This window comes from Segeticoccus rhizosphaerae, assembly GCF_009192725.1.
GTDB classification, from domain to species: Bacteria; Actinomycetota; Actinomycetes; order Actinomycetales; family Dermatophilaceae; genus Segeticoccus; species Segeticoccus rhizosphaerae.
On sequence record NZ_VOHR01000015.1, the window covers coordinates 1 to 23339 of the forward strand.

Genomic DNA, 23339 nt, shown 5'->3' on the forward strand with positions numbered 1-23339 from the left:
GGCCGCCGCGAGCTGCCGCGGATCGAGCCACGCAGCGGCCTCGACGGTGGAGCGCCAGGTGTCGACCGGGTGACCCGCGGGGGTCACGACCTGGGCCGGCCCGGGCGCGTGGCCGGAGGGCGTGCGGAACTGGTGCATGCGAAGAGGCCTCTCTGCGGACAAGGGTCGTGCCCCGACTCCTACCCGCCGTGCCGGAGAGCATACCGAAGCACGGCGCGTGTGCCGCCCGGCTCGATGGGTACCGGTAGAGGACGCGACGAGAAGAGGGCGGCAATGATCACCACGGTGGGCAAGAGCCTCGAGAAGGTTGTTCGGGCGTGCGAAGAGGCGACGGGGCTGGACGCCGTCACCGGGCCACTCGGTTCGGTGGTATCGAAGGTCATCGGTCGGGGCACGGTCAACGACGTGCTCAGCGGCACCCCCACCGGCCACCCGGCTCATCCGGCCGCGGTCCTGGTGCCGGTGGGCGCGTGGCTGTCCGCCGCTGCCCTCGATGTGTTCGGAGGAGTGGCCGGGCGTCCCGCGGCACAGCGGCTCGTCGGGCTGGGTTGCCTCGGCGCGCTGCCCGCTGCCGCCACCGGGGCCAATGACTGGATGGACACCACGGGCGCGGAACGCCGGGTCGGACTCGTGCACGCCCTGTGCAACCTGACGGCACTGACCCTCTCGGCGGCCAGCTGGTCGGCGCGTCGGCGCGGGCAGCATCGCGCCGGTGCGGCCCTGGGCCTCAGTGGCGCCACCGTGGCGATGGCGTCCGGGTGGCTCGGAGGACACCTTGCCTACGGCCTGGGGGTCGGTGTTGACACCACGGCCTTCCAGGTGGTCCCGACGGAGTGGACCGACGTCTGCGCCGAGACCGAGGTGGTGCAGGAGCGCGGACTGCTGGTGCACGCGGACGGCATGCCGATCCTGCTCGTCAGGAGTGAGGGCCGGATCGCAGCACTCGCCGACCGGTGCAGCCACCGCGGCGGGCCGCTGCACGAGGGGTCGGTCGCCGACGGCTGTGTCACGTGCCCCTGGCACGGGAGCAGGTTCCTGCTGCGCGACGGATCTGTGCAGCACGGCCCGGCCAGCCGGCCGATGCCCACCTTCGAGGTGCGGGTCCAGGACGGGCGGGTCCAGGTGCGCGCGGGTGACGAGGACAGGTCGCTGCGGACCAACCCGGTGTCCTGATCCTGGCCATCACGCTGTTCGAGCGGACCCGCGACCACGACCGAGTCGGCGCGCTGGGTCAGCTCGGCTGGACCGCAGCGAACGGGTTCGCCTGGTCGTCCGCGATGTGGCCGTCGGCCACCAGCTGCTCGGCGAGGTCCCGGAGCCGGATGTTCTGGTCCTGGGAGTAGCGGCGCAGAACCTCGAAGGACTGGTCCAGGGTCAGCTCGTAGCGCTGCATCAGCATGCCCTGCGCCACCCCGATGAGCTGACGTGAGCGCAGGGCGATGCGTAGCCCCTTGCGCTCCTGCGCGACGTCGAGCGCGTCGGCGGCGTGCCGCGCCAAGATGCTGGCGACCGCCACGTCGGTGGGATCGAAGGCAGCGGTGGCAGCCGCGTAGAGGTTGAGCGCTCCCAGGACCTGGTTGGGGGTGGACAGCCGCAGGCTGAGCACGGAGCCGATGCCGAGATCGTGGGCCCGGGGAGACCACTGTGGCCACCGCTTGTCGGCGCCCACGTCGTCGATGACATAGGTGTCCAAGGCGAAGAGGGCCGACAGGCAGGGACCTTCGGAGAGCTCGTTCTGCAGGGCATCCAGCTTCTCGACCACCCGCGAGCTCGCGGCCGGGCTCTCGACCCCGTCCTTGGTGGAGAGGGTGACACCGCAGAAGTCACAGGCGGGGATGGTCTGGACCGCGAGCTCGACGATTCGCTCCAGAGTGGGTTGTTCCTCGGGCAGCGCGCGCAACTCGCTGCTGATGCGGGCGAACTCAGCTGCGCGGTTCAACCCCGATGGTTCCTCGTGCACGGAAGACTCCCAGCGTGACGCGAAGGGATCAAGGACGCGCACTGCTTGCGCGGCGTTCCCATCCTACGTCGCGGTCCCCGTGGATCGCCCACGCCCCGGCTCAGTTGCCGAGCAGGTCGTTGAGGTCGTCGGCGTGCTCCTCCTCCTCCGCGAGGATGTCCTCCATCATCCGCCGCGTGGTCGGGTCGGAGTCGCCGATCCACCGGATGATCTCCTGGTAGCTCGTGATGACGATCCGCTCCGCGACCAGGTTCTCCTGGAGCATCCGATCGAGGTCGGTGTCGGACACCGTGACGTACTCGGTGTGACTGCGCTTCGCCAGCGTGGCCGGGTCGAAGTCCGGTGCTCCGCCGAGCTGGCTGACCCGCTCGGCCGCGCGCTGGCCGTGCTGCATCTCCTCCGCGGCGTGCTCGACGAACTCGGCGGCAACCTGCGCGCGGTCCATGCCGCTGGCCGCGATCGCGTGCTGGCTGTAGCGCAGGTAACAGACGATCTCGGTCGCCACGACCTGGTTGAGGATCTCGATCATCCGGTCGGTGTCGGCCGTGTTGCCCGCGGTGACGGGCCCCTTGTCCATGTGCTGCCGCGCCTCGTCGCGGATCTTCTTGACGTCGAGCTCGAACTGGTTCGTCTGGTTTGCCACGGTTGCCTTCCCTACTCGCTGCGTGGTGCCTCGAGGGCACGATTCCACCAAGGGACTACCCGATCGGGGTGACCGCATGCTTCCACACCGAGGTTGCATAATCATGCATTCGAGTGCATACTCTTCCTCGTGTCCAAGGTACTGACTTCCCTCCCCGTCGGCGAACGCGTCGGCATCGCCTTCTCCGGAGGCCTCGACACCTCCGTGGCCGTCGCGTGGATGCGCGACAAGGGCGCCGTTCCCTGCACCTACACCGCTGACCTCGGCCAGTACGACGAGCCGGACATCGCGTCCGTGCCCGGGCGAGCCACGGCATACGGGGCCGAGCTCACCCGACTGGTGGACTGCCGGGAGGCGTTGGTCGAGGAGGGTCTGGCCGCCCTGACGTGCGGCGCGTTCCACATCCGCTCGGCGGGGCGGCCCTACTTCAACACCACCCCGCTCGGCCGGGCCGTGACCGGCACGCTGCTGGTGCGGGCCATGCTCCAGGACGACGTGCAGATCTGGGGCGACGGGTCGACCTTCAAGGGCAACGACATCGAGCGGTTCTACCGCTACGGGCTGCTCGCCAACCCCATGCTGCGCGTCTACAAGCCGTGGCTCGACGCGGACTTCGTCACCGAGCTGGGCGGCCGCAAGGAGATGTCGGAGTGGCTGCTGGAGCACGAGCTGCCCTACCGCGACAGCACGGAGAAGGCCTACTCCACCGACGCCAACATCTGGGGCGCCACCCACGAGGCCAAGACCCTCGAGCACCTGGCCACCAGCCTGGAGACGGTCGACCCCATCATGGGCGTGAAGTTCTGGGACCCGGAGGTCGAGATCCTCCCCGAGGACGTGACGATCCGCTACGTCCAAGGACGCCCGGTCGCCATCAACGGCAAGGAGTTTCCGAGCCCGGTGGACCTGGTGGATGAGGCCAACGCCATCGGCGGTCGACACGGACTCGGCATGTCCGACCAGATCGAGAACCGGATCATCGAGGCGAAGAGCCGGGGTATCTACGAGGCTCCGGGGATGGCGCTGCTGCACATCGGCTACGAGCGACTCGTCAACGCCATCCACAACGAGGACACGATCGCCAACTACCACAATGAGGGCCGGCGCCTGGGGCGGCTGATGTACGAGGGCAGGTGGCTCGACCCGCAGTCCCTGATGCTCCGGGAGTCCCTGCAACGCTGGGTCGGCGCGGCCGTGACCGGCGAGGTGGTGCTGCGGCTGCGCCGCGGCGAGGACTACTCGATCCTCGACACGACCGGTCCCGCCTTCAGCTACCACCCGGACAAGCTCTCCATGGAGCGGACGCTCGACTCGGCGTTCGGGCCGGTCGACCGGATCGGCCAGCTCACGATGCGCAACCTGGACATCGCCGACTCCCGGGCCAAGCTCGAGCAGTATGCCGGGCTGGGCATGGTGGGCGACGCCCACACCAAGCTGGTCGGCGCGTTGCAGAGCGGCGGCGCGGACGCGATCGCATCCCGCGGCGAGGACAGCGCGGAGTCGGAGGCGCTGGACCGCGCGGCCATGGAGTTCGGCACGGACTGACGCGAGCCGCCCCTTGGGACTCCGGCCAGGGTCGCGAGCCGTCGCAGTCGCGGTGGCGCTCCACGGTAGTTGGCTCCGGAGCGAGTCGTCCTCGCGGCATTGGGTAGCGAGAGGTCATGGGTACACAACTCCAAGACAAGAAGATCGCGTTCCTCGTGGCCGGTTCCGGCGTCGAGCAGGTCGAGCTCACCACCCCGTGGCAGGCCGTCGTCGACAGCGCCGGCGCGCCCACTCTGGTGGCCCCCGACGCGGGCGTGGTGCAGGCGTTCCACCACGACGTCGAGAAGGCCGACGAGTTCACGGCAGACCTGGCCATCAAGGAGGCGGACGAGGCCGACTTCGACGCCCTGGTCCTCCCGGGCGGCACCACGAACGCCGACCGGCTGCGGCTGGTGCCGGAGGCGGTCGAGCTGGTGTCCCGGTTCGTGCGCGCCGGCAAGCCGGTCGCCGCCATCTGTCACGGCCCGTGGGCCCTCGTGGAGGCCGACGTCCTGCACGGCAAGATCCTCACGAGCTTTCCGAGCCTGCGCACCGACATCACCAACGCCGGCGGGACGTGGGTCGACAAGGAGGTGTGCGTGTGCACGGACGAGGGCTGGCCGCTCGTCACCAGCCGGAAGCCGGATGACCTCGAGGCCTTCTGCGCCGCGATGGTGACCGAGTTCTCCGCACCGCCCCAGCCGTCACCACCCCGGTCGTAGCCACTCCGTCAGCCACCCGCCGAGCCGGTCGGCGAGGAGTCCTCCTGCCCGGTCGGGGGCGAGTCCGCCTGGGCCGAGTCGTCCTGCGCCCTGTCGTCGGTCAGCAGGGGCGACCGGGCGAGCTGGATGGTGCAGAACGCCACGAGGGCGGCCCCGGCGATCTCCGCGACCAGCCAGGGTCCGGCCCTGACCTGTTCGCCGAAGACGGCCACCCCCCAGCCGATCGACACCAGCGGGTTGGCCAGGCTGAGTCCCGGCTGCGAAGCCACGAGCTTGCCTGCCCGCAGCGCGTTCTGGAGCATGAAGAAGCCGGCCGGCCCCATCAGCACCATGGCCCAGGTCTGCCAGGTGCCGAGGACCCCGCTCACCCCGAGGGGGAAGGCCGCGGTGACACCTGAGACCAGTGCTGCCGTGAATCCAAAGCCGGCGCCGGCGGCCACGCCCAGCAGCTCGGCGCGGCGTGCACCCCAGACCCGGTGTCCAGCGACGGTCAGGGCGGCGACCAGCCCCAGGTTGGCGACGCAGCCGAGGACCCACGTCAGGGTCGATGCGCCCCTGGGGTCGCCGGCCACCGGGCGCAGCCCGACCAGCAGCAGCGCGAGCCCGGCGCTCATACCGAGGATGGAGGCCCAGACCCGTCGGCCCAGGTTGCCGCCGAAGACGAGCCCGCTCAGCAGCAGGGCGACGGCGAGCTCGAGCACCAGCAGCGGCTGGACCAAGGTGATCGGCCCGGTCGCGAGTGCCGCCGCCTGCAGGGCGAAGCCGAGCAGCAGCGCCGCGATCCCGGCGATCCACGCCTTCTGGTGCGCGAGCTGCCACAGCACGGCGATGCCCATGCCGGCTTCGTTGTCGGTGTGTCGCGCGGCCTTCCGCTGCAGCACGGAGGCCGTGGCGTTCGACGTCGCGGCGAGGACAGCCAGGGTGGCGCAGACCGCGAGCACGGTGTCAGAAGACCGGTTTTCCGCCCGTGACCCCGACCACGGTGCCCGACACGTAGCTCGCCTCGGCGGGTGCGGCCAGGAAGACGTAGGCGGGAGCCACCTCGCTGGGCTGGCCCGCCCGGCCCAACGGCGTGTCGCCGCCGAATTTCTCGAGGTGGTCACCCTCCTGGGTCGCCGGCTGCAGCGGCGTCCAGATCGGGCCGGGGGCCACGGCGTTGACGCGGATACCGCGCGGTCCGAGCTCGGCCGCAAGGTTCACGGTGAAGTTGTTGATGGCGGCCTTGGTGGAGGCGTAGTCCAACAACGGTACCGACGGCTCGAAGGCCTGGATCGACGTCGTGTTGATGATGCTGGACCCCGGACCCAACAGCGGCACACTTGCCCGGGTGATCCAGAAGAGCGCGTAGAGGTTCGTCTTGAGCACGCGGTCGAGCCGGTCCGGGTCGATCTCCTCGATGCCTCCGCCACGAGCCATCTGGTAGCCCGCGTTGTTGACGAGGATATCCAGTCCGCCCAACGCCCCCGCGGCCCGCTCCGGCAGACCGGCTGCCGTGTCGTGATCGGTCAGGTCGCCGGGCAGCAGGACTGCCTTGCGCCCAGCCTCCTCGACGATCCCTGCGGTGTCCTCGGCGTCCTCCCGCTCCGCGTCCAGGAAGGACAGCGCGACGTCTGCGCCCTCCCGCGCGTAGGCGATCGCCACCGCTCGTCCGATCCCGGAGTCGCCACCGGTGATGAGGGCGCGCAGTCCGCGCAGGCGGTCGTGCCCGACATACGTCTGCTCCCCGTGGTCGGGGAGGGGACGCATCTGCCCGGTCCAACCGGGCGGCTCCTGCTCCTGGGAGGAAAAGCCACCCTGGTCGTTGGTCAGCTCGGACGCGCGCCGCGAGACCTCCGGCTCGGCCCTCTGCTGCTCGTTCATCAACCGTTCCTCCCGTCTGCTGGGGTGGTCGCCACCGCAAACAGCGTGGCCGCCGAGCGCACCATCGCCCCGAAGGAGCGGTCCCCCGGCGACCACTCCGACTCCGGGGAGCTCAGCTGCTCCACCGTCGAGAGAGCCCCGATCGCACGGCGCAGGTCCGCCTCCGGAGCATCCCGAAGCCTGGGCAGCTCGCGGGTCTCCTCGGCGTTGGCGTGGAACGTCACGGCCTCCTCGAGCAGCTGCACCTGGATGGTGAACTCGTAGCTGGTCACGTCGAACGACTCGAGGCGCTCCATCAGGTTCGACGCCTCGTCCTCCTCCTCGACGCGTTCCTGCCCGACCTCGGATCCCTCGCCGTTCGACGCCGTCACCAGCGGGTGGATGGTCGCCTGTTCCGCGGCTTCGTGCAGGGCCATCAGACGCCGCAGCGCCTCGAAGGCCTCGCGGCGTGTTTCGCCCTCGCTCTGCGCCGTGCGGCTGATCAGCTGGGCGATCTGCCCGTGCTGGGCCGTGACGGCAGCGACCAGGTCGGCATGACTGCTCATGGTCCAGTCCTCCTCGTGGGGTTCACGGTTCGTCTCGACGGAAACGCCGGTGGGGTGTCGCGCGGCGGCTCCGAGGTCGCGCAGGACCGGCCCCCGGAGCGGCCGCGTCGGCACTCGGTGCGCAGGGAACGACAGCTCGGCGCGGGAGATGTGGAAGGGCAGGTCGGCGAGCGCTCGCGCGAGCTCTTCCAGCAGTGCCACCGTGGTCGGTTCACCGGGGCAGCGGTGCCCGGTGGCGAAGGGCCCACCGCCCTGGGCGACGAAGTCGTACTCGCCCGGTACGCGGCGCAGGAACCGCTCGGGCTCGAATCGCCAGGGCGCGTTCCACAGCCGCGGGTCGTGGTTGATCCCGATGATGTCGAGAAGCACCCGCTGTCCCGGCTGGACGGTCGAACCGGCGAAGCTGAACTCCTTCTTGGCCCGGGCGGCCAGGAGCGGCGCTAGGGGGTAGTAGCGGCGGATCTCGTGGACGAAGGCGGTGCGGTCTGCGTCGCTGCCAGCGGTGCTCACCCGTGCCCTCCACCGCGGATGCTTGGCCAACGCGATGGCGGCGAAGTCGACGAACCACGCCACGGCGACGATCGGGCGCAGCAGGTTCAGCAGCTCGACCCCCGCGACCCGAAGGTCCAACAGCGAGCCATCGGCCTCGCGGGCGTGGGCGACGGCCTGCAGGGGAGACCGCGCTCGGATCCCGGTGGCCGGTGCGGTTCGCCGAGCGGTGGCGACGGCGTCGCGCGCCAGCTGTTCGCAACGTCGACGCGCCAGACGGCCCCGGAGGTTGCGCAGACCGATCGACCCGAAGCCGTCGATGATGGCGGCCAGGTCGTGGGCCGTCCGGACCGGGTCAGGAGCGTCGACGCCGGCCCACTCCAGGGCGGACCTGCCCAGCACCTCGACGGCCGCCCCGTGCAACGACGCGCGACCGGCGGCGACCCAGTGGTACTGCGCCTCCTGCCATCTGCGGCGCACCACGTCGGTGAGCCGGGCGACGCCTTCCCGGTCCAGCACGTCCAGGAACAAGCGGCGACGGGCCTGGTGCGCTTCTCCCTCCAGTCCCTGCACGCCACCTCGGCCGAAGATGAGGTTGCCCGCGGCGGCCGGAGCGGCGTCCACGCGGGTGAGGCGGGAGTCGTCATAGAAGAGCCTGGCGCCCGTCTCGCCCGTGACGAAGAGGGTGGGCTGCCCCAGGAAGCGGATGACCACCGCGTCACGGTCGTCGCCGTGGCCGAAGACGCTCGAACGGAAGGTGTAGCCGCGCCGCAGCATCGAGAGGGTCTGGTCCTGGGGCATGTCTCTCCTCTACCCGGATGACAGGCAGACATTCGTCGGCGACTGCCCCTGCCCCCTTGGTGCGATCGTCCAGCGTGTGATGTCCTCTGCCGGTAGAAGGGAGTCCTGTGAAAACCACTGACGACGGCTCGGCCGTGCCCGAACCCGCTGATGACGGCTCGGAGCTGCCTGAGCCGACCGAAGATGAGCGCGAGTATGCCGAGCGCGATGCCACCGCATCCAGGATGAGCACCTTCGTGCACCACCCGTTGCTGCGCCTGACGATGCGCTCGATGGTCGCCGCCGGCCTCGCCTACGAGCTGGGCTCCTGGGTGCCGCGTGGACTCGGCCAGTACCCCTACTACGCGGCATTGGGTGCACTGACGGTCATGGTGCCGGCCGTGAGCGATTCGGTGAAGGAGGCGATGCGCGTCACCAGCGCGATCCTCCTCGGAGTGCTGCTCGCGGTGGCCACGCAGGCGATCACCTGGCCGAATGCGCTGACCGTGGGCATCGTCATCGGCGTGGGGACCGTCCTCGGCGGCATCCGGTGGTTTGGCGCCCAGCGGGCCTGGGTCCCCTTGGCCGCGCTCTTCGTGTTGACCGTGCAGGGGGCGAGCACGGACTGGTATGCCGTGGCCTACCTCGTCCAGGTGGCGCTCGGTGCCGTGGTGGCTTTGTTGCTGAATTTCGTGTTTCCCCCGCTGCCACTGCACGAGGTGGACATCGCGGTCACCCGCATGAGGAGTCTGCTCGTGCAGCAGCTGCGCGAGATGGTGCAGGTGCTGACTCTGGACGATCTCCCGGGCCGCGAGTTGTGGCACGAGCGACTCCGCGCGCTGAACACTCCCCGTGAGGAGATGAGTGGTCTGGCGCACCAGTCGCAGCGGGCCAAGATCGGCAACCTGAGGGCCCGCAGGTGGGACCCCGTGCAGGTGAACCTCATCGAGGTCAGCCATGCCCTCGAACGCTGTAGCTGGCTGGTGGAGGACCTCGGGGTGGTGCTGATGGAGTTCGAGCACCGGGACTACTCCATCTTCGGCGAGCAGCTCCGGCAGGACTCTGCCAAGGCGCTCGCCGCGCTCGCCGACGTGCTGGACACCCCGGAGCGAGCAGCGCCGGGCAGCGTGCTGCAGCGACGGGCCGACGAGGCCATCGACGCGCTGCTCGACCAGGTCGACGACCAGCAGTTCGACGACCGGATGGACCGCTACCTGGCCGGTGCCGTGGCGGTCACCGCGAAGCGCTGTCTGCACACCTACACCCAGCGGCACGGCGACCAGTGATGATGCCCATGGCCGGCCGACCCGTTCTCGGTGATCCGCTCAAGCCTCGTCGGCGGAATCGAGTGCGAGCCGCCCGGTGGCGTCGGTGGGGATTCTCCCCTCGATCACGAGCTGCTCGGCCAGTTCGCGCAGTTTCAGGTTCTGGTTCTGCGAGTAGCGGCGCAGCACTTCGAACGACTGGTCGAGGGAGAGGTTGAACCGCTGCATGAGCAGACCCTGGGCCACTCCGATGACCTGCCGGCTGCGCAGGGCCTTCCGCAGCCCGGCTCGCTCCTCCGCGGCATCCAGGGCATCGGCTGCGTGGCGGGCGAAGATGCTCGCGACGGCCTCGTCGGTGCTGTCGAAGGCGCGGGTGGCGGTGGAATAGCAATTGAGTCCGCCCAGCGTGCCGCTGGCGCCGCGGATGCGGACACTGAGCACCGAGCCGAGACCGAGGTCGGCGGCACGCGGCGCCCACTTCGGCCACCGCCCCTCCTGGCGCAGGTCGTCGATGACCACCAGGTCCAGCGACCAGATGGCGTCGAGGCACGGTCCCTCCCCGAACTCGTACTGCAGCGCATCGGCCTTCTCCACGATGGTTGACGTGCTCGCGGGAGTCTCCACGGTGTTGTCGCTGTGACGCAGAGAGACACCGCAGTGCTCACAGGCCGGGATCGACTCCACCGCCAGCTCGACGATGCGGTCGAGCGTCGGCCCGGTGCCGGGCTCGGCGTGCAGCTCCCGGCTGATGCGGGCAAACTCGACTGCCCGGTCGAGCGCCTCGGACTGGTTGTCCACCACACCTCCACGAGACCTGCGCCCCACCGGGCGTCCACACGAAGTTCGTGGACCACCGTGCGAAGGAGGGTCCGCGTCTTCCACCGTACGCCATCGCCGGACCCGCTTCGCCCGTTCGAGGGTCAACTGGCCCGCGCGCGCGGAACCACTTGGGCACGGAGCTTGCCGAGAATGCGGCTGAGCAGACGCGACACCTGCATCTGGCTCACGCCGAGGGTCTGCCCGATTTCCTGCTGGGTCCAGCCGCACACGAACCTGAGGTAGATGATGCGGCGTTCCCTGGGCGACAGGACCTCGACGGCCGGCCGCAGGAGTACCCGGGCCTCGACCAGGTCGTAGGACTTCTCCTGTGTGGCGAGATGGTCGGACCACGTGGTGCCAGAGCCCGACTCGGTTGGGGCATCGATGGATATCGTGGTCGACACCCGCCCCGCAACCTGAGCGTCACGCAGCGCGCTCTCGTCGATCCCGAGGGCGGCGGCAAGCTCGCGGTCGGAGGGGCTGTGGCCCAGTTGCTGGCCGAGGTGTCCCTCGCACTCGCGCAGGTCCAGCTGGAGCTCCTGCAGCCGTCGGGGTGGTCGCACGTCCCAGACGTGGTCACGGAAGTAGCGCTTGATCTCGCCGGTGATGGTCGGGACGGCATACGCGCGGAAACCGGGTCCCCTCCCGCTGCGGTAGCCGGTGATGGCCTTGCACAGTGCGAGCCGACCGACCTGGACCAGGTCGTCCCACTCGACCCCCCGCCTGCGGTAACGGTTGGCGATCGCGTTGACCAGGTCGAGGTGTCGCTCCACCAACTGCTCGTAGATGAGCTCAATCTGGGCCGGGTCTTGCTCTGTCGCAAGGCGGCTCAGGAGATCTTCGGTCACGCTGTCAACGTCGTCGGAACAATTCTCGACACCATTCTCGACGGTGCGGGGAGTTCTCTCGACAGTCCGGGACTGGAGAGTGCGGCAGGAACTGGTTCGGGCGGAGAGTAGGTTCACGGTCGAGCCACCTCGGGGGAGAAGCGGACACGAGGGCCGACGCTGCTGGACCGACTCGCCTGTTTTGAATCAAAGCATCACTTCTCCACCTTGGCAAGAGGCCGACGGTGAATCTGCCGCCGACAGGCCGCGAGATGTGCTCACGGTTTTGACGGCCTGGTGCACGGGTAGGTCCACCACGTGTCTTCCTCGGACGGTGGTGACAGCATGTCCGGGCGACTTCCGGTGCCACCCTTGCTCCGGGACCTGTCCGCGTGGTCGTGGCGGTTGCTCATGGTCGCCGCCGCGGGTTGGCTGCTGCTGCGGATCGTCGAGACGTTCGGTCTGGTGTTCCTCCCCCTGGTGGCAGCACTACTGCTCGTCGCGCTGCTGTCACCGGTCACGGGCTGGTTGAGCCGGCACCGCATTCCGCGCGTCGTGGCGACGGTCTTCACCGTGGTCCTCAGCCTGGTGCTCCTGGGCGCGACGATCACGTGGGTCGTGCAACAGGTCGTCGACGAGGCCCCCACGCTGGTGGAGCAGCTGAGCCGGACGGTCGCGAGGCTGCACCTTCGCAATGACACACTGACCTCCTTGCAGGGACACGTGGTCCAGGAGCTGGAGTCGCACCGCGACACCTTGGCGCGGGGTGCACTCACCGGATTGGCCACTGGCGCCGAGGTTTTGACCGGCGCCGTCCTCACGTTGCTCTTCACGCTGATTCTGCTTGCCGACGGAAGGCGGATGTGGCGATGGATCGTGGGCGGCCTCCCGCACAGGGCGCGTCGACAGGTGGACGAGGCGGCGGAGCGCGCCTTCGGTCGACTCTCCGGGTGGATCCGCGGCACCATCCTGATCGCCGCCTTCCACACGGTGGTCGTCGCCGTCACGCTGCTGCTCCTCGGGGTGCCTCTGGCGGCGCCGCTGGCGGTGCTCGTCTTCTTCGGGAGCTTCGTCCCGCTGCTCGGGGTGCTCCTCGCGGGTGGGATCGCGGTGCTGGTGACCTTCGCGACGGCCGGCCCCACGGGGGCGATCGTCCTGGTGGTGGTCCTGTTCGTGACAGACCAGATCGAGGCCCACGTGTTGCAGCCCTTCCTCGTGGGCCGCTACGTGCGGCTGCACCCGTTCGTGGTGGCCGTGGTGATCACGGTGGGTGGTGTCCTCGACGGATTGCCCGGCGCGCTGGTGGCGGTGCCGGTGACCGCCGCGGCATACGCGGCCATCCAGCGCATCGAGGGCGTTCCAGCCGAGCCGCGCGACCCTCCGGCAGAGCCACGTCCGACGGAGCGCGAGTCCGGCCGTGGGCCAAGGTGATTCGCTCGCGTCCCTTCATCGAGACCGAAGACATCGCCCACCAACTGTCCCGACTCGCAGCACCGCTTCAGCGCAGCGCGAAGCCGGCCACGACGAGGATCGCGCCGAGGCTGAGATAGGCGGCGTAGTCGTTGACCGACCCCGAGTGCAGCCGGCGCAGAGCCGTCACGGCGTGCGGTTCGTCGCGCCGCAGGTAGAGCGGCACGAGGCAGATGCCGAGCAGAACCGTGACGACAACGATGGCGAGTTCCTTGCGTTCCCAGTAGGACCAGTGGACCACCACGGGGCTAACGCGTGCCACTGGCGGGGCCAAGAGGCTCTTGACGTAGCCGTGCGGATGCAGCAGCCCTGCCGCTGCCGGCGCCATCAGGCGAGACAGCGCGGCCTCGCCGAGGACGCCGAAGGCCAGGCAGAGGGCGGCAAGGGCGGCGAGTGCCGTGAGCATCCCGGGCCGTGCCTTCGCCTCGTTCTCGTAGGCGGACTGCCGGGGACGAAGGAAGCCCAGCCACACGGCGCGCGCCAACGCCGCGATGGTGAGGACCTGGGCGAGCAGCATAACGCCGTAGACCACATGCTCTCCCGTGGTGGCCACCCCTTCGTGGATCAGTCCCAGGGAGACGTAACCGTTGAACGGCGGCGCGCCAGCGATGGACAGCGTGCCGACGATGAAGGCGATGGTCAGGCTGGGCGTGCTTCGCCAGAGCCCGCCGAGCTGGGACAGCTTGGTCACGCCGGTCCGGTGGACGATCGCCCCCGCGACGAGGAAGAGCAGCGACTTGAAGAGCGCGTGGTTCAGCAGGTGGTAGGTCGCCCCGGCAGTGCCTGCCGGGCTGCCGGTGCCGAATCCGACTGCCAGCACGCCCATCTGGGACACCGTGTCGTAGGCGAGCACTCGCTTGAGGTCGTCCTGCGCCAGGGCCAGCAGCGCGCCGAGCAGCGCCGACACCACACCGAGACAGGTGAGCAGGCCCAATCCGTGGGTCGCATGCAGTGGAAAGACCTGGTAGAGCAGCCGGACGATCGCCAGCAGGCCCAGGTTGACCATGAGCCCCGAGAAGAGGGCCGAGACGGGACCGGGCGCGGCGGTGTGCGCGTCAGGGAGCCACCCGTGGAAGGGCATCAACCCGGCCTTGGTCGCAAAGCCGGCGACCAACAGTCCCAACGCGATCCGGTCGCTGCTGCTGACCTGGACCGCCAGGCTGTGACGCAGCGCGCCGAAGCCCAGGGCACCGTGCTCGGCATACAGCAGCGCGATCCCGACGAGGATGAGGAAGCCTGCGATCGTGGTGAGCACGAGGATCTTGAACGCCGCCTCCACGGCGATCGGCCGTTCAAGGAAGAAGCCGGTCAGACCATAGCTGGCGAGCCCGGCGACCTCGAACCAGACGAAGAGGTTGAAGATGTCCGCGGTGAGGCCAGCCGCCACCAGTGCTGCGATAAGCAGCTGGAACAGACCGGCGTAGCCACCGAGCTCACGAGGACCCAGGTGACCCAGTTCCGAGAGGGTGTAGAGCAGCAGGACCGCTCCGACCACCGAGGTGGTGAGGGCGAAGATGAGGCCCCAGGCGTCGACGGCGAACGCGATACCGAGGACCGAGCCGTGTGACGGACCCCAGTGGCCGAAGTAGTGGCTGACCACTTTGCCGTGCAGGACCGTGGGGACGAAGAGGCACAGGATCGCCGCCGATGCTGCTGTCGTGGCCACGGACACGATGACGGGGAGCCGCAGCGACCACCAGGCCAGCAACGGCGACAGAACCGCTCCGGCGAGGGGGACGACGACCGGGAGGGGGGTCAGGCTCGCGAGCGTCGTCGGAGTCATCCGCGCATGCCCCTGACGTCATCGGCGTCCAGGGTTCGGTAGTGCTGCGCAATGCGCACGACGGCCGACAGGAACACGGCGGTCAGGGCGACGCCGATGACGATCGCGGTCAGGCAGAAGTTCTGCAGCACGGGGTCGGCGACGTCACCGGTGACGAGCTGTTGTGCGGTGCGGCCCGGGGGAGGTTCGACCAGGACCGGCGCGGTCGAGTGGGGTCGGTGCGCGAGCGACACGATCAGCAGATAGGTCGAGCTCTCCATGAGGGACAGACCCATGACCATCTTGACCAGGTTGCGCCGGGTCAGGACGGTGTAGAGGCCGAGGACGAACAGCAGGGCGGCAGCGACGTAGTTGGCGACGATCACGATTCGTCACCACCCTCGTGAGCCGTCCGGTCCTGGCCAGCGGAGTCGGCCGAGTCGTCGTCGGAGGTCCAGTCACGCGTGGCACCCAGCACGGCGAACACGACGATGACCAGGCCGCTCGAGACCACCACGAACTCCCCGAGGGAGAACGCCTGGGCGATCCCGCCGCTACGGAGGGTGCGCGCCGGGGCGAGCGGGACCCAGTTGGCGGTGAAGGAGCCGCGCAGGAGCAGGCCGAGCGACTGCAGCACGATGATCGCGAGGGCACCGAGCAGCTCGATCGTCTCGGCGACCGCCGGGCGCACCACGGCCGCGACCCGGTGGTAACCGTGTGCCACGTAGATGAGCAGCACGACGCCGAGCAGCACTGCCCCGGCGGGGAATCCGCCTCCCGGGGTATACCCTTGCACGACGAGGAAGCAGCCGGCGGTGGTGAGCAGCACCGCGACGACGCGGACCCCCATCCGCACCACCACGGTCATCTCCTCCCCTCGCTCGGGGAAGGGTTTGGCGAACGGTTGCGCATCGGTGGTCAGCGGCCCTCTGCCCAGGCCTTCCTCCTCCCGTTCGGCTTCGCGTGCCTGCCTCTCGTCGGGCCCGCTCCGGAGGTGCGGATCGATCTCGAGCTGTTCCTGACGGCCTGCGACGTCCTCGCCCACGTAGCCGCTGCGTGGTTCTCTCGGCCGGGTGAGGACCACGACGCTCAGCACCGCGGCGAGGAGCAGAAACGTCTCGCCGAAGGTGTCGAAAGCCCTGGTGCCGTAGACCACCTCGTTCACCACCTCCGTCAGGTGCCACTGCGGTAGGGCGACCTGGATGGCGTGTCGGGCCATGCCGGGTAGGGGTCGTGCGCCGCGGGGGATCGCGAGCATCGCGACCACCAGTGCGGCCAGCAGGAGGAGCGACAGCACGGCGGCGTGGGGGCGGTGGCGCAGCAGGTCGGGAGCACCGGTCCCGCCGGTCCGCAGCGAGGTCGACGAGCGTGCCGGCGACTGGCTGGTCTCCTCCAGATTGGTCTGCTCGGGTTCGGCGACCTCAGTGCGCGCCTTGCCGATCGCGATCAGGAAGAGCGTGGGCAACGCGACCCCGCCCACCACCACCTCCGCATGGGCCACGTCCGGCGCGCCGAGGACCACGAACACCACGGTGAGCAGGAGCCCCAGAGCGGACAGCGCCATGACGCACGCGTTGAGGTTGCGCAGCCGAATCACCAGGAACGCGGCGGTCAGCAGGAGCGCGAGCAGCAGGTAGTCGACAGCCCAGAACACCGGCTCAGCCCCGTGCCTGCGGCTCGGGGCCGGCACCGCTGTCGGGCTCGTCACCGGCATCCGCTCCGGAGTCCTTCCCGCGCAGTCGGTCACGTGGTTGGTCGACCTTCGCGCCCGACCAGAGCGGCACCCGGCCGCGGTAGGTGGCCCGTAGCAGGGCGTGGGCCGACAGGGGCGCAAACACCAGCACGAGGATGCAGGCCAGCAGCGACTCACCGCCGTACCGGCTGATCGGACCCTTGCCGACGACCAGGGCGAGGAACACCGGCACGGCGCCCAGCACCGCTGCCAGCGTCGAGCTGTGGACCCGGGTGTAGACGTCGGGCATGCGGATCAGTCCCAGGCCCGCCGTGAGCGAGAAGCCGACGCCGATGGTGAGGAGAGCCGCCACGACGACCAGGCGCATCAGAGCAGCCCCCGCTCGAGGTAGCGCGCCCACAACATCGTGCCGAGGTAGGAGAAGGACGCGAGCCAGAGGGCCACCCCGAGGTAGATGTCACGGCCCGCCGCGGCGGCGAACAGGAAGACCGCGAGCATGCTCTGGGTGGCCACGAGGTTGACGGCGACGATGCGGTCACCGATCGTGGGGCCGCTGGCCAGGCGCCACAGGGGGAGGACGGTGAGGACCAGCTCCGCGAGTGCTGCGGCCAGGAAGACCTGGCTCACGTCGACTCCTCCCGGCGTCCGAGGGCACCGAGGAGCAGCCGCTCGACGGGACCGTTGATCGCCCGGCGCGCGTCCTCGGCGCCGCCCGCTGGGGCCTGCAGGACGTGGAACTGGAGCTCGTCGTCGGCCCTGGCGAGGTCCACCAGCTGGCTGTCGACGACCAACGAGGTGAGGATGCCGACGGCGGCGAGCTCGGCGTCGGTGCGGGCCCGGGTCGGGACGATGACCATCCCGCTGGCCAAGGGACGGCGGGGGGTCCAGATCCGTGCCGCGAGCCGCAGCGATGAGGCGGTCGAGTGGACGAGGACCCAGGTCCCCAGCGCCAGGACGGCCGCTGCCCGTCGGGGTCGAAGGAGGGTCCAGGGCCCGGGCAGGTGACCGAGCGGGCTGAGGGCCAGGCCGACTGCGAGCGAGACCAGGAGGCCGGCGACGGCGAACTCCACGGTTGCCGTCCAGCTCAGCGCCACCCACACGAGGTAGCACCACGTGGCCACTGCGACGACCCTCATGCGAGATCCTTACCCCGATCGCGCCGCGCTCACCGGGGCAGCGCCGTTTGAACCGGTGCCCTGCGGGTACTCGCAATCACTATGAGTGACGACCAGTTCTGCCGTGATCTCGCCCAGCAGCTGCGGGTCGACTCGGTGCGGATGAGCGATGCCGCTGGATCGGGCCACCCCACGTCGTCGATGTCCGCGGCCGACCTGATGGCCGTCTTGTTCGACCGCCACCTGCGACTCGATGTCGATGAGCTCGACGACGCCCGCCGCGACCACCTGATCTTCTCCAAGGGCCATGCCTCACCGCTCTACTACGCGTTGCTGAAGGCGGCGGGCATCATCTCCGACGAGGAGATGCTGACCTACCGCCGCTTCGGGAGCCGGCTGGAGGGCCACCCCACACCGCGCATCCCGCCCACCGACGTGGCGACCGGGTCGCTCGGGCAGGGGCTGCCGATCGGCGTCGGGCTGGCCCTCGCGGCGCGCCGGCTGGACCGGCTCCCCTACCGGGTCTGGGTGCTGTGCGGAGACTCCGAGATGGCCGAGGGATCGATCTGGGAGGCCTTCCAGCACGCCGCGTGGGAGCAGCTCGACAACCTCGTCGCGATCGTCGACGTGAACCGGCTCGGGCAGACCCGGGAGACCATGCTGGGCTGGGACCTCGAGGGCTACGCACGCCGGGCGAGGGCCTTCGGGTGGCGGGCCCTCGTGCTGGACGGTCACGACGTGGGCGAGATCGCCACGGCGCTGTCCCAGGCCGTGAGCGAGTCGTCCAAGCCCACCGTGCTGTTCGCCAAGACTCGCAAGGGGCGGGGAGTGGCGGCGGTCGAGGACAAGCCGGGCTTCCACGGCAAACCGTTGGAGGACGCGCAGGCCGCCATCAAGGAGCTCGGTGGTCAACGCCACCTGACCGTGACCCTGGCAGGGCCCGAGACGCAGGACGAGCCGCACCTCTTCGACACCAAGCAGGCGGAACGCCCGTCGTGGGACCTGGGCGAGGAGGTCGCCACGCGATCCGCCTACGGGACTGCGCTGTCGTGGTTGGGCGACGTCGACGGCGGCGTCGTCGCCCTGGACGGCGAGGTGTCCAACTCCACCCACTCCGACCTCTTCGCGGAGGCGCACCCCGACCGATACTTCGAGATGTTCATCGCCGAGCAGCAGATGGTCGCGGCTGCCGTGGGCATGCAGGTGCGTGGCTGGAAGCCCTTCGCCTCCACGTTCGCGGCCTTCTTCACCCGGGCGCAGGACTTCACCAGGATGGCGGCGATCTCCCGCGCCGACCTGCGCCTGGTCGGGTCGCACGCCGGCGTTTCCATCGGTGAGGACGGGCCGTCGCAGATGGCGCTGGAGGACCTCGCGACCTTCCGGGCGGTGCACGGCAGCGCAGTGCTGCACCCGTCCGACGCCAACCAGACCGTGCAGCTGGTGCAGCAGATGGCCGACCGTCCGGGCATCAGTTACCTGCGGACGCTTCGGGGGAAGACGCCCGTGCGGACGCCCTCGTCCGAGGCAGTGACCATCGGCGGCAGCCGGACGGCACGGTCGACCGACCACGACCAGGTGACAGTCGTCGCGTGCGGGGCCACGGTCGACGAGGCCCTGGGTGCGGCCGACGTGCTGGCAGGTGAGGGCATCGACATACGCGTCCTCGACTGCTACAGCATCAAGCCCATCGACGCCGACGCGCTGGCGGCCGCGGCCCGGGAGACACGCGCGCTGGTGACGGTCGAGGACCACTGGCCCGAGGGGGGTCTCGGCGACGCTGTCCTCGCGGCATTGGCGACGGACCCGCAACGGCCGGCGGTGGTGAAGCTCGCGGTGCGGGAGATGCCGGTCTCCGGCACGCCTGAGGAGTTGCGACATGCCGCAGGCATCGATGCGGAGGCTGTCGCGGCAGCAGTGCGCGACGTGCTCGCCGAGCCGGCACGGTCCGGGGCCGAGAGCACCGCCAAAACGTAGGCGCCAGAGGGCAGTCCGGGGGAGCACAACCAGCGACGAGGAGTGACGATGCAGTTCGCGACGACGAGTTCCGCCGAAGAGGTCATGGAGCTGGTGCAGGAGCAGCACCGTGACCTCAAGCAGCTGCTGGAGGCGGTGACCAAGACCGCAGGGGCGGAGCGGAGCGCCACGTTCTCGACCTTGCGCCGCTACCTGGCGGTCCACGAGGCGGTGGAGGAGTCCTTCATCCACCCGGTCGGAGAGCAGGAACTGGCCGATCCGGACGTCGCCCGGGAGCGGGTCGACGAGGAGGACGACGCCGGTGAGGTCATGACGACCCTGGAGGGCCTCGACCCCGGCTCGGCCGACTTCGAGCAGACCCTGGGAGAGCTCGCGGAAGCCGTCACGTCGCACGCCGAGGCGGAGGAGACGGAGGAGCTGCCGGCGCTGCTGGCCGCTGCCGACGATGCGGCGCTCGGCCAGATGGCCCAAGGCCTGGAGTACGTCGCGGAGCTGGTGATGCAGCCGGGAAGCCCCCTCGGGCGGGGTGACACGTCTCCGTTCCTCGTGATCCTCGACAGCGCCAAGGAGGAGCTCGGGCAGCTGGCCGAGCACCGCAACGACTCTCCCGGCTGAGCGCGCTGCAGGCGGTCCTCGACGGCCGCACGAAAGTGGGGGCTCAGAGCAGGAATGGCCGTCACAAACCGGGGTAGATGGGCGGCGACATGCTGATAGCCGTCGCTCCCCGGAGCGGGACGGAACTCATGTCCGGGCGGGCGCTCCTCGAGCGCCCGCCCGTAAAGCTCCCGCCCGCATCCGGCGCCGGACTCGGCCGGCTCGGCCCCTCTCCGTCGGCGTGTGCCGGCGCCGTAGTCTGGCCTGACCCGGGCCGCAGGGCTCGGTCAGGCCAAGGAGAGCTGATGGATCCGATCGCGGTGCGGCTGCTGCGGGCCCGTGGCATCGAGGTCCCGGTCGGCGACCACCAGGAGGTCGAGGACCACTGGCAGAGCCTGCTGGCCGGACGCCAGGGGGTGGACGAGGCGATGCTGGGCGACTTCGACATACCCCTCGTCTTCCCGGCCCAGGGGCACGACCGTGACGCGTGAGCTGACCGACCACTCCATCGCGGAGCTGTCCTCGCTGATCAGGTCCCGGACGGTCTCCCCGGTCGAGCTGACGGATGCCGTCCTGGAGCGGATCGACCGCCACGACGACACCCTGCGGGCCTACATCTCCGTCTACCGCGAGGAGGCCGCGGCGCGGGCGAAGGAGGCGGAGCAGGAGATCACTGCCGGCCGATGGAGGGGCCCGCTGCACGGCATACCCCTGGGCATCAAGGACAACCTGTATGTCGCGGGTCGCGTCACCACGATGGGCTCCACCATCCACCGCGACTTCGTCCCCGAGGACACGGCGACGGTCGTCTCCCGGCTGACCGATGCTGGTGCCGTCGTCCTGGGCAAGCTGAACCTGCACGAGTACGCCCTCGGCGGCACGACGGACAATCGGGTCTTCGGCACCTGCCGCAACCCGTGGCGACTGGACAGGTCACCGGGCGGCTCGAGCGGGGGTTCGGCGGTCTCGGTCGCGACGGGACTGGCCCTGGGTGCCCTCGGCTCGGACACCTCGGGTTCGATCCGGGTGCCGGCGTCTCTCTGCGGGATCGTCGGCCTGAAGCCGACCTACGGGCGGGTCAGCAAGTACGGCTGCTTCCCGGAGGCGTGGACCCTTGACCACGTCGGCCCGATGACTCGCACCGTCACCGACGCCGCGATCCTCCTCGACGCCATCAGTGGGTTCGATCCGCGCGACCCGGCCTCCGTCGACCTGCCGCCCACCACCACAGTTGGCGGTCTCTCGGCAGACTGCACCGGGGTCGTGCTGGGCGTCGACGAGAAGTACTTCTTCCACAACGTCGATCCCGAGATCGAGGCTGTCGTCCGCGCCGCGATCGCAGGCCTCGAGCGGGCTGGCGCCGTGGTCCGGCCGGTGGAGGTGCGCGGGCTGCGACACGGCGACCATGCCCTGACGGTGATCGACACGGCCGAGGCGAGCACGGTCCACCACGCGAACCTGCGCGACCGGCCGCAGGACTTCGCGGACGATGTGCGGCTGCTCCTCGAGTGCGGAGAGCTCCCGAGCGCCGTGGAGTACCTCCAGGCCCAGCAGTTGCGCCGCCGGCTCCGACAGGAGATGCAGCGCGTGTTCGACGAGGTCGACCTGCTCGTGGCGCCGATGGTCCCCGTGCCCACGCCCACCATCGGCGGTTCGGGCGCTGGCGTGTTCTCCGTGGTGACTCCGGCCAGCCTGCTGGGCCTGCCGTCCCTGTCGGTGCCGTGTGGTCTCGTCGATGGTATGCCGGTCGGCCTCCAGATCATCGGGCCGGCGCTCGCCGATCAGCGGGTGCTCGACACCGGCCGGGCGGTCGAAGAGCTCGGCCTGTTGGGCTCGGCCGGGCCGACCGCCCATCTCGATCGCGAGTAGGCGCCCAGGTGGGTGGGGAAGGCGCGAGAACCCTTGTGCACGGCATCGGTCGAGCCTGCGCGCTGTCGCCGAACCACCCCTGAAGCGGCCACCATGCGGCAACGGCGACGGGCCTGGGCGACAATCGGGTGAAGTCGTCAACGAGGAGGGGCAGTGTGCCAGTACTGCGGGTGTCGGGACATCCCGCTGCTGCGTGACTACATCGCCGAGCACGAGCGCTCGACGCATTCCGGCGAGGAGGCGCTCCGAGCCTGCGAACGCGGCGACTTCGACGCCGCCCGGGAGCACTTGTCCTCGATGGCGGACGAGCTCCGGGCGCACTGGCAGGGCGAGGAACAGGGACTCTTCGCCGTCTTGCGACGCGAAGAGCTCTACGCCGAGCACATCGACCCGCTCGTCGCTGAACACCGCGAGCTGGCAGGGCTGTTGGCGAGCGTCGACCTCACGAAGGAGAGCGACCGGCACCGGATCCGGGAGGCGCTGGACGAGCTCTACGTCCACATCCGCAAGGAGGAGGACGGTCTCTTCCCGGCGTCGCTCACCGAGCTCGATGGTGACGAGTGGGACACGGCGATCGACGCGTGGCATGCCGCCCACGCGGGCAGGGAGATGATCGCGAGCGTGGACGGCATCTCCACCTGACGCTGCCGGCCCACGAGCCTTCCTGCCCCGCCGACTGGCTGGGTCAGGCCGGAACGGCCCACACCACCCAGTTCCCGAGGTAGTGGTGGTTGACGAAGGTGGTCGAAGGGTCACAGGTGATGAGGCGCAACAGCGGTCGCGGGTTGCCGGCGTCCCAGATGCTGGTGTCGTGCGGCACCGACGTCTTGCGCTCCGGCGACGACCTGGTCACCGTGAAGCGGACCTTCTGACCGGACGTGTAGGTGACGACGACCGTGTCACCGATCCGGACCCGCGGGAGGTTCCAGAAGACATCCGGCTGGTGGCTCCAGCTGATGTGGCCGACGAGGATCGACGTGCCCGGGTAGCCGGGCTTCGGCCAGCCTGCCTCCGCGTACCACCCGGCAGCACCGGGGGCGGGGATGAGGTAGTCCTGTTTGTCGAGATAGGCCGGGCGCAGGGAGGTGTCGACCTGCTCCACGCCGTGGGCCGACACGACGGTCACGTGGGACGGCGCGCCCTGGGGTGCCCGCGGATTCGGTCGCGAGGGTGATGACGTCTTCCGATCACCCAAGGAGGCTGCCGTCGACGTCGACGTCGACGTCGCGCGCTGCGTGCTGGGCGCGGATGGCTGTTGGGTCTTGGCCGACGGTTCACCCTTTCGCTGCCGGCCCGAGTGCGTGCTGGTGGGTGTTGCCGTCGGGCCAGTGCTCCGTGTCCGAGCCGGGGCCTTCGTCGCCGGCTGGCCGGTGGGCGCCACGAGGCCGGCGTGTCCTTCGTGAGTGATGACACTGGGCGAGACGTAAC

General features: G+C 69.9%; 24 protein-coding genes. 10 read left to right on the forward strand and 14 right to left on the reverse strand.

Annotated elements, in window-relative coordinates; all coding sequences use genetic code 11:
* The first annotated feature begins 273 nt into the window (after window positions 1–273).
* On the forward strand, window positions 274–1173 hold the full coding sequence (locus FRW57_RS02620) for a Rieske (2Fe-2S) protein (RefSeq protein WP_137122281.1): 900 nt from the start codon (window positions 274–276) through the stop codon (window positions 1171–1173).
* Window positions 1174–1231: 58 nt separating this feature from the next.
* Here FRW57_RS02620 and FRW57_RS02625 read toward each other — a convergent pair whose 3' ends face one another.
* Entirely contained in the window at window positions 1232–1960 is a 729-nt protein-coding gene (locus tag FRW57_RS02625) for a GAF and ANTAR domain-containing protein (RefSeq protein ID WP_162529236.1), read from the reverse strand.
* A 100-nt stretch (window positions 1961–2060) separates the two neighbouring features.
* Window positions 2061–2603, reverse strand: coding sequence for a ferritin-like domain-containing protein (locus tag FRW57_RS02630; protein ID WP_238384747.1), 543 nt, complete (start codon window positions 2601–2603; stop codon window positions 2061–2063).
* A gap of 129 nt (window positions 2604–2732) precedes the next feature.
* On the opposite strand from FRW57_RS02630, the gene argG reads away from it, so the two are divergent.
* A complete protein-coding gene (argG, locus tag FRW57_RS02635; protein WP_137122278.1) occupies window positions 2733–4148 on the forward strand; it encodes an argininosuccinate synthase in 1416 nt (471 codons plus the stop codon).
* 116 nt (window positions 4149–4264) lie between these two features.
* Entirely contained in the window at window positions 4265–4849 is a 585-nt protein-coding gene (locus FRW57_RS02640; RefSeq protein WP_137122277.1) for a type 1 glutamine amidotransferase domain-containing protein, read from the forward strand.
* A gap of 8 nt (window positions 4850–4857) precedes the next feature.
* On the opposite strand, the gene FRW57_RS02645 is transcribed toward FRW57_RS02640, so the two are convergent.
* Genes FRW57_RS02645 through FRW57_RS02655 form a run of 3 tightly spaced genes read right to left on the reverse strand, consistent with a single transcriptional unit; the run spans window position 4858 to window position 8544 of the window.
* Entirely contained in the window at window positions 4858–5790 is a 933-nt protein-coding gene (locus FRW57_RS02645) for a DMT family transporter (RefSeq protein WP_202911588.1), read from the reverse strand.
* A 4-nt stretch (window positions 5791–5794) separates the two neighbouring features.
* Window positions 5795–6709, reverse strand: a complete 915-nt coding sequence (locus tag FRW57_RS02650; RefSeq protein ID WP_137122276.1) for an SDR family oxidoreductase — start codon at window positions 6707–6709, stop codon at window positions 5795–5797.
* Window positions 6709–8544: a cytochrome P450 gene (locus tag FRW57_RS02655; RefSeq protein WP_152185222.1), complete on the reverse strand. Its 1836-nt coding sequence runs from the start codon at window positions 8542–8544 to the stop codon at window positions 6709–6711. Before FRW57_RS02655 ends, FRW57_RS02650 begins: the two co-directional genes overlap by 1 nt.
* A 107-nt stretch (window positions 8545–8651) precedes the next feature.
* On the opposite strand from FRW57_RS02655, the gene FRW57_RS02660 reads away from it, so the two are divergent.
* On the forward strand, window positions 8652–9809 hold the full coding sequence (locus FRW57_RS02660; protein ID WP_137122274.1) for an FUSC family protein: 1158 nt from the start codon (window positions 8652–8654) through the stop codon (window positions 9807–9809).
* Between the two features lie 39 nt (window positions 9810–9848).
* Here FRW57_RS02660 and FRW57_RS02665 read toward each other — a convergent pair whose 3' ends face one another.
* The gene (locus tag FRW57_RS02665) at window positions 9849–10586 is read right to left on the reverse strand and encodes a GAF and ANTAR domain-containing protein (protein WP_162308214.1); all 738 of its coding nucleotides are present in this window, start codon (window positions 10584–10586) and stop codon (window positions 9849–9851) included.
* A gap of 122 nt (window positions 10587–10708) precedes the next feature.
* Window positions 10709–11455 carry a sigma-70 family RNA polymerase sigma factor gene (locus tag FRW57_RS02670; protein ID WP_162308213.1) on the reverse strand — a complete coding sequence of 249 codons (747 nt, stop codon included), beginning with the start codon at window positions 11453–11455 and terminating at the stop codon, window positions 10709–10711.
* 324 nt (window positions 11456–11779) lie between these two features.
* Here FRW57_RS02670 and FRW57_RS02675 point away from each other — a divergent pair, with 324 nt between their 5' ends.
* The gene (locus tag FRW57_RS02675) at window positions 11780–12865 is read left to right on the forward strand and encodes an AI-2E family transporter (protein WP_152185224.1); all 1086 of its coding nucleotides are present in this window, start codon (window positions 11780–11782) and stop codon (window positions 12863–12865) included.
* A 67-nt stretch (window positions 12866–12932) separates the two neighbouring features.
* On the opposite strand, the gene FRW57_RS02680 is transcribed toward FRW57_RS02675, so the two are convergent.
* The 6 genes from FRW57_RS02680 to FRW57_RS02710 are packed head-to-tail and all read right to left on the reverse strand — an operon-like array spanning window position 12933 to window position 17495.
* Window positions 12933–14687 (reverse strand): complex I subunit 5 family protein, encoded by a 1755-nt coding sequence (locus tag FRW57_RS02680; protein WP_152185225.1) that lies wholly within the window; start codon window positions 14685–14687, stop codon window positions 12933–12935.
* Window positions 14684–15052 carry a sodium:proton antiporter gene (locus tag FRW57_RS02685; protein ID WP_137122269.1) on the reverse strand — a complete coding sequence of 123 codons (369 nt, stop codon included), beginning with the start codon at window positions 15050–15052 and terminating at the stop codon, window positions 14684–14686. The genes FRW57_RS02680 and FRW57_RS02685 overlap by 4 nt, the downstream gene beginning before the upstream one ends.
* The gene (locus FRW57_RS02690) at window positions 15049–16320 is read right to left on the reverse strand and encodes an MnhB domain-containing protein (RefSeq protein WP_202911587.1); all 1272 of its coding nucleotides are present in this window, start codon (window positions 16318–16320) and stop codon (window positions 15049–15051) included. The genes FRW57_RS02685 and FRW57_RS02690 overlap by 4 nt, the downstream gene beginning before the upstream one ends.
* A 4-nt stretch (window positions 16321–16324) precedes the next feature.
* Entirely contained in the window at window positions 16325–16726 is a 402-nt protein-coding gene (mnhG, locus tag FRW57_RS02700) for a monovalent cation/H(+) antiporter subunit G (RefSeq protein ID WP_137122268.1), read from the reverse strand.
* The gene (locus tag FRW57_RS02705; RefSeq protein WP_137122267.1) at window positions 16726–16986 is read right to left on the reverse strand and encodes an MrpF/PhaF family protein; all 261 of its coding nucleotides are present in this window, start codon (window positions 16984–16986) and stop codon (window positions 16726–16728) included. Before FRW57_RS02705 ends, mnhG begins: the two co-directional genes overlap by 1 nt.
* Window positions 16983–17495 (reverse strand): Na+/H+ antiporter subunit E, encoded by a 513-nt coding sequence (locus tag FRW57_RS02710; RefSeq protein ID WP_137122266.1) that lies wholly within the window; start codon window positions 17493–17495, stop codon window positions 16983–16985. Before FRW57_RS02710 ends, FRW57_RS02705 begins: the two co-directional genes overlap by 4 nt.
* Before the next feature lie 81 nt (window positions 17496–17576).
* On the opposite strand from FRW57_RS02710, the gene FRW57_RS02715 reads away from it, so the two are divergent.
* From FRW57_RS02715 to FRW57_RS02735, 5 genes are all read left to right on the forward strand, one after another.
* The gene (locus FRW57_RS02715; protein WP_137122265.1) at window positions 17577–19448 is read left to right on the forward strand and encodes a transketolase; all 1872 of its coding nucleotides are present in this window, start codon (window positions 17577–17579) and stop codon (window positions 19446–19448) included.
* Between the two features lie 48 nt (window positions 19449–19496).
* Window positions 19497–20063, forward strand: a complete 567-nt coding sequence (locus tag FRW57_RS02720) for a hemerythrin domain-containing protein (RefSeq protein ID WP_137122264.1) — start codon at window positions 19497–19499, stop codon at window positions 20061–20063.
* 284 nt (window positions 20064–20347) lie between these two features.
* Entirely contained in the window at window positions 20348–20533 is a 186-nt protein-coding gene (locus FRW57_RS02725; protein ID WP_137122263.1) for a hypothetical protein, read from the forward strand.
* Window positions 20523–21911: an amidase gene (locus FRW57_RS02730; RefSeq protein WP_152185226.1), complete on the forward strand. Its 1389-nt coding sequence runs from the start codon at window positions 20523–20525 to the stop codon at window positions 21909–21911. The genes FRW57_RS02725 and FRW57_RS02730 overlap by 11 nt, the downstream gene beginning before the upstream one ends.
* 153 nt (window positions 21912–22064) lie before the next feature.
* Window positions 22065–22553 carry a hemerythrin domain-containing protein gene (locus tag FRW57_RS02735; RefSeq protein ID WP_137122261.1) on the forward strand — a complete coding sequence of 163 codons (489 nt, stop codon included), beginning with the start codon at window positions 22065–22067 and terminating at the stop codon, window positions 22551–22553.
* 43 nt (window positions 22554–22596) lie between these two features.
* Here FRW57_RS02735 and FRW57_RS22925 read toward each other — a convergent pair whose 3' ends face one another.
* The gene (locus FRW57_RS22925; RefSeq protein WP_162529237.1) at window positions 22597–23037 is read right to left on the reverse strand and encodes a class F sortase; all 441 of its coding nucleotides are present in this window, start codon (window positions 23035–23037) and stop codon (window positions 22597–22599) included.
* Window positions 23038–23339 lie beyond the last annotated feature (302 nt).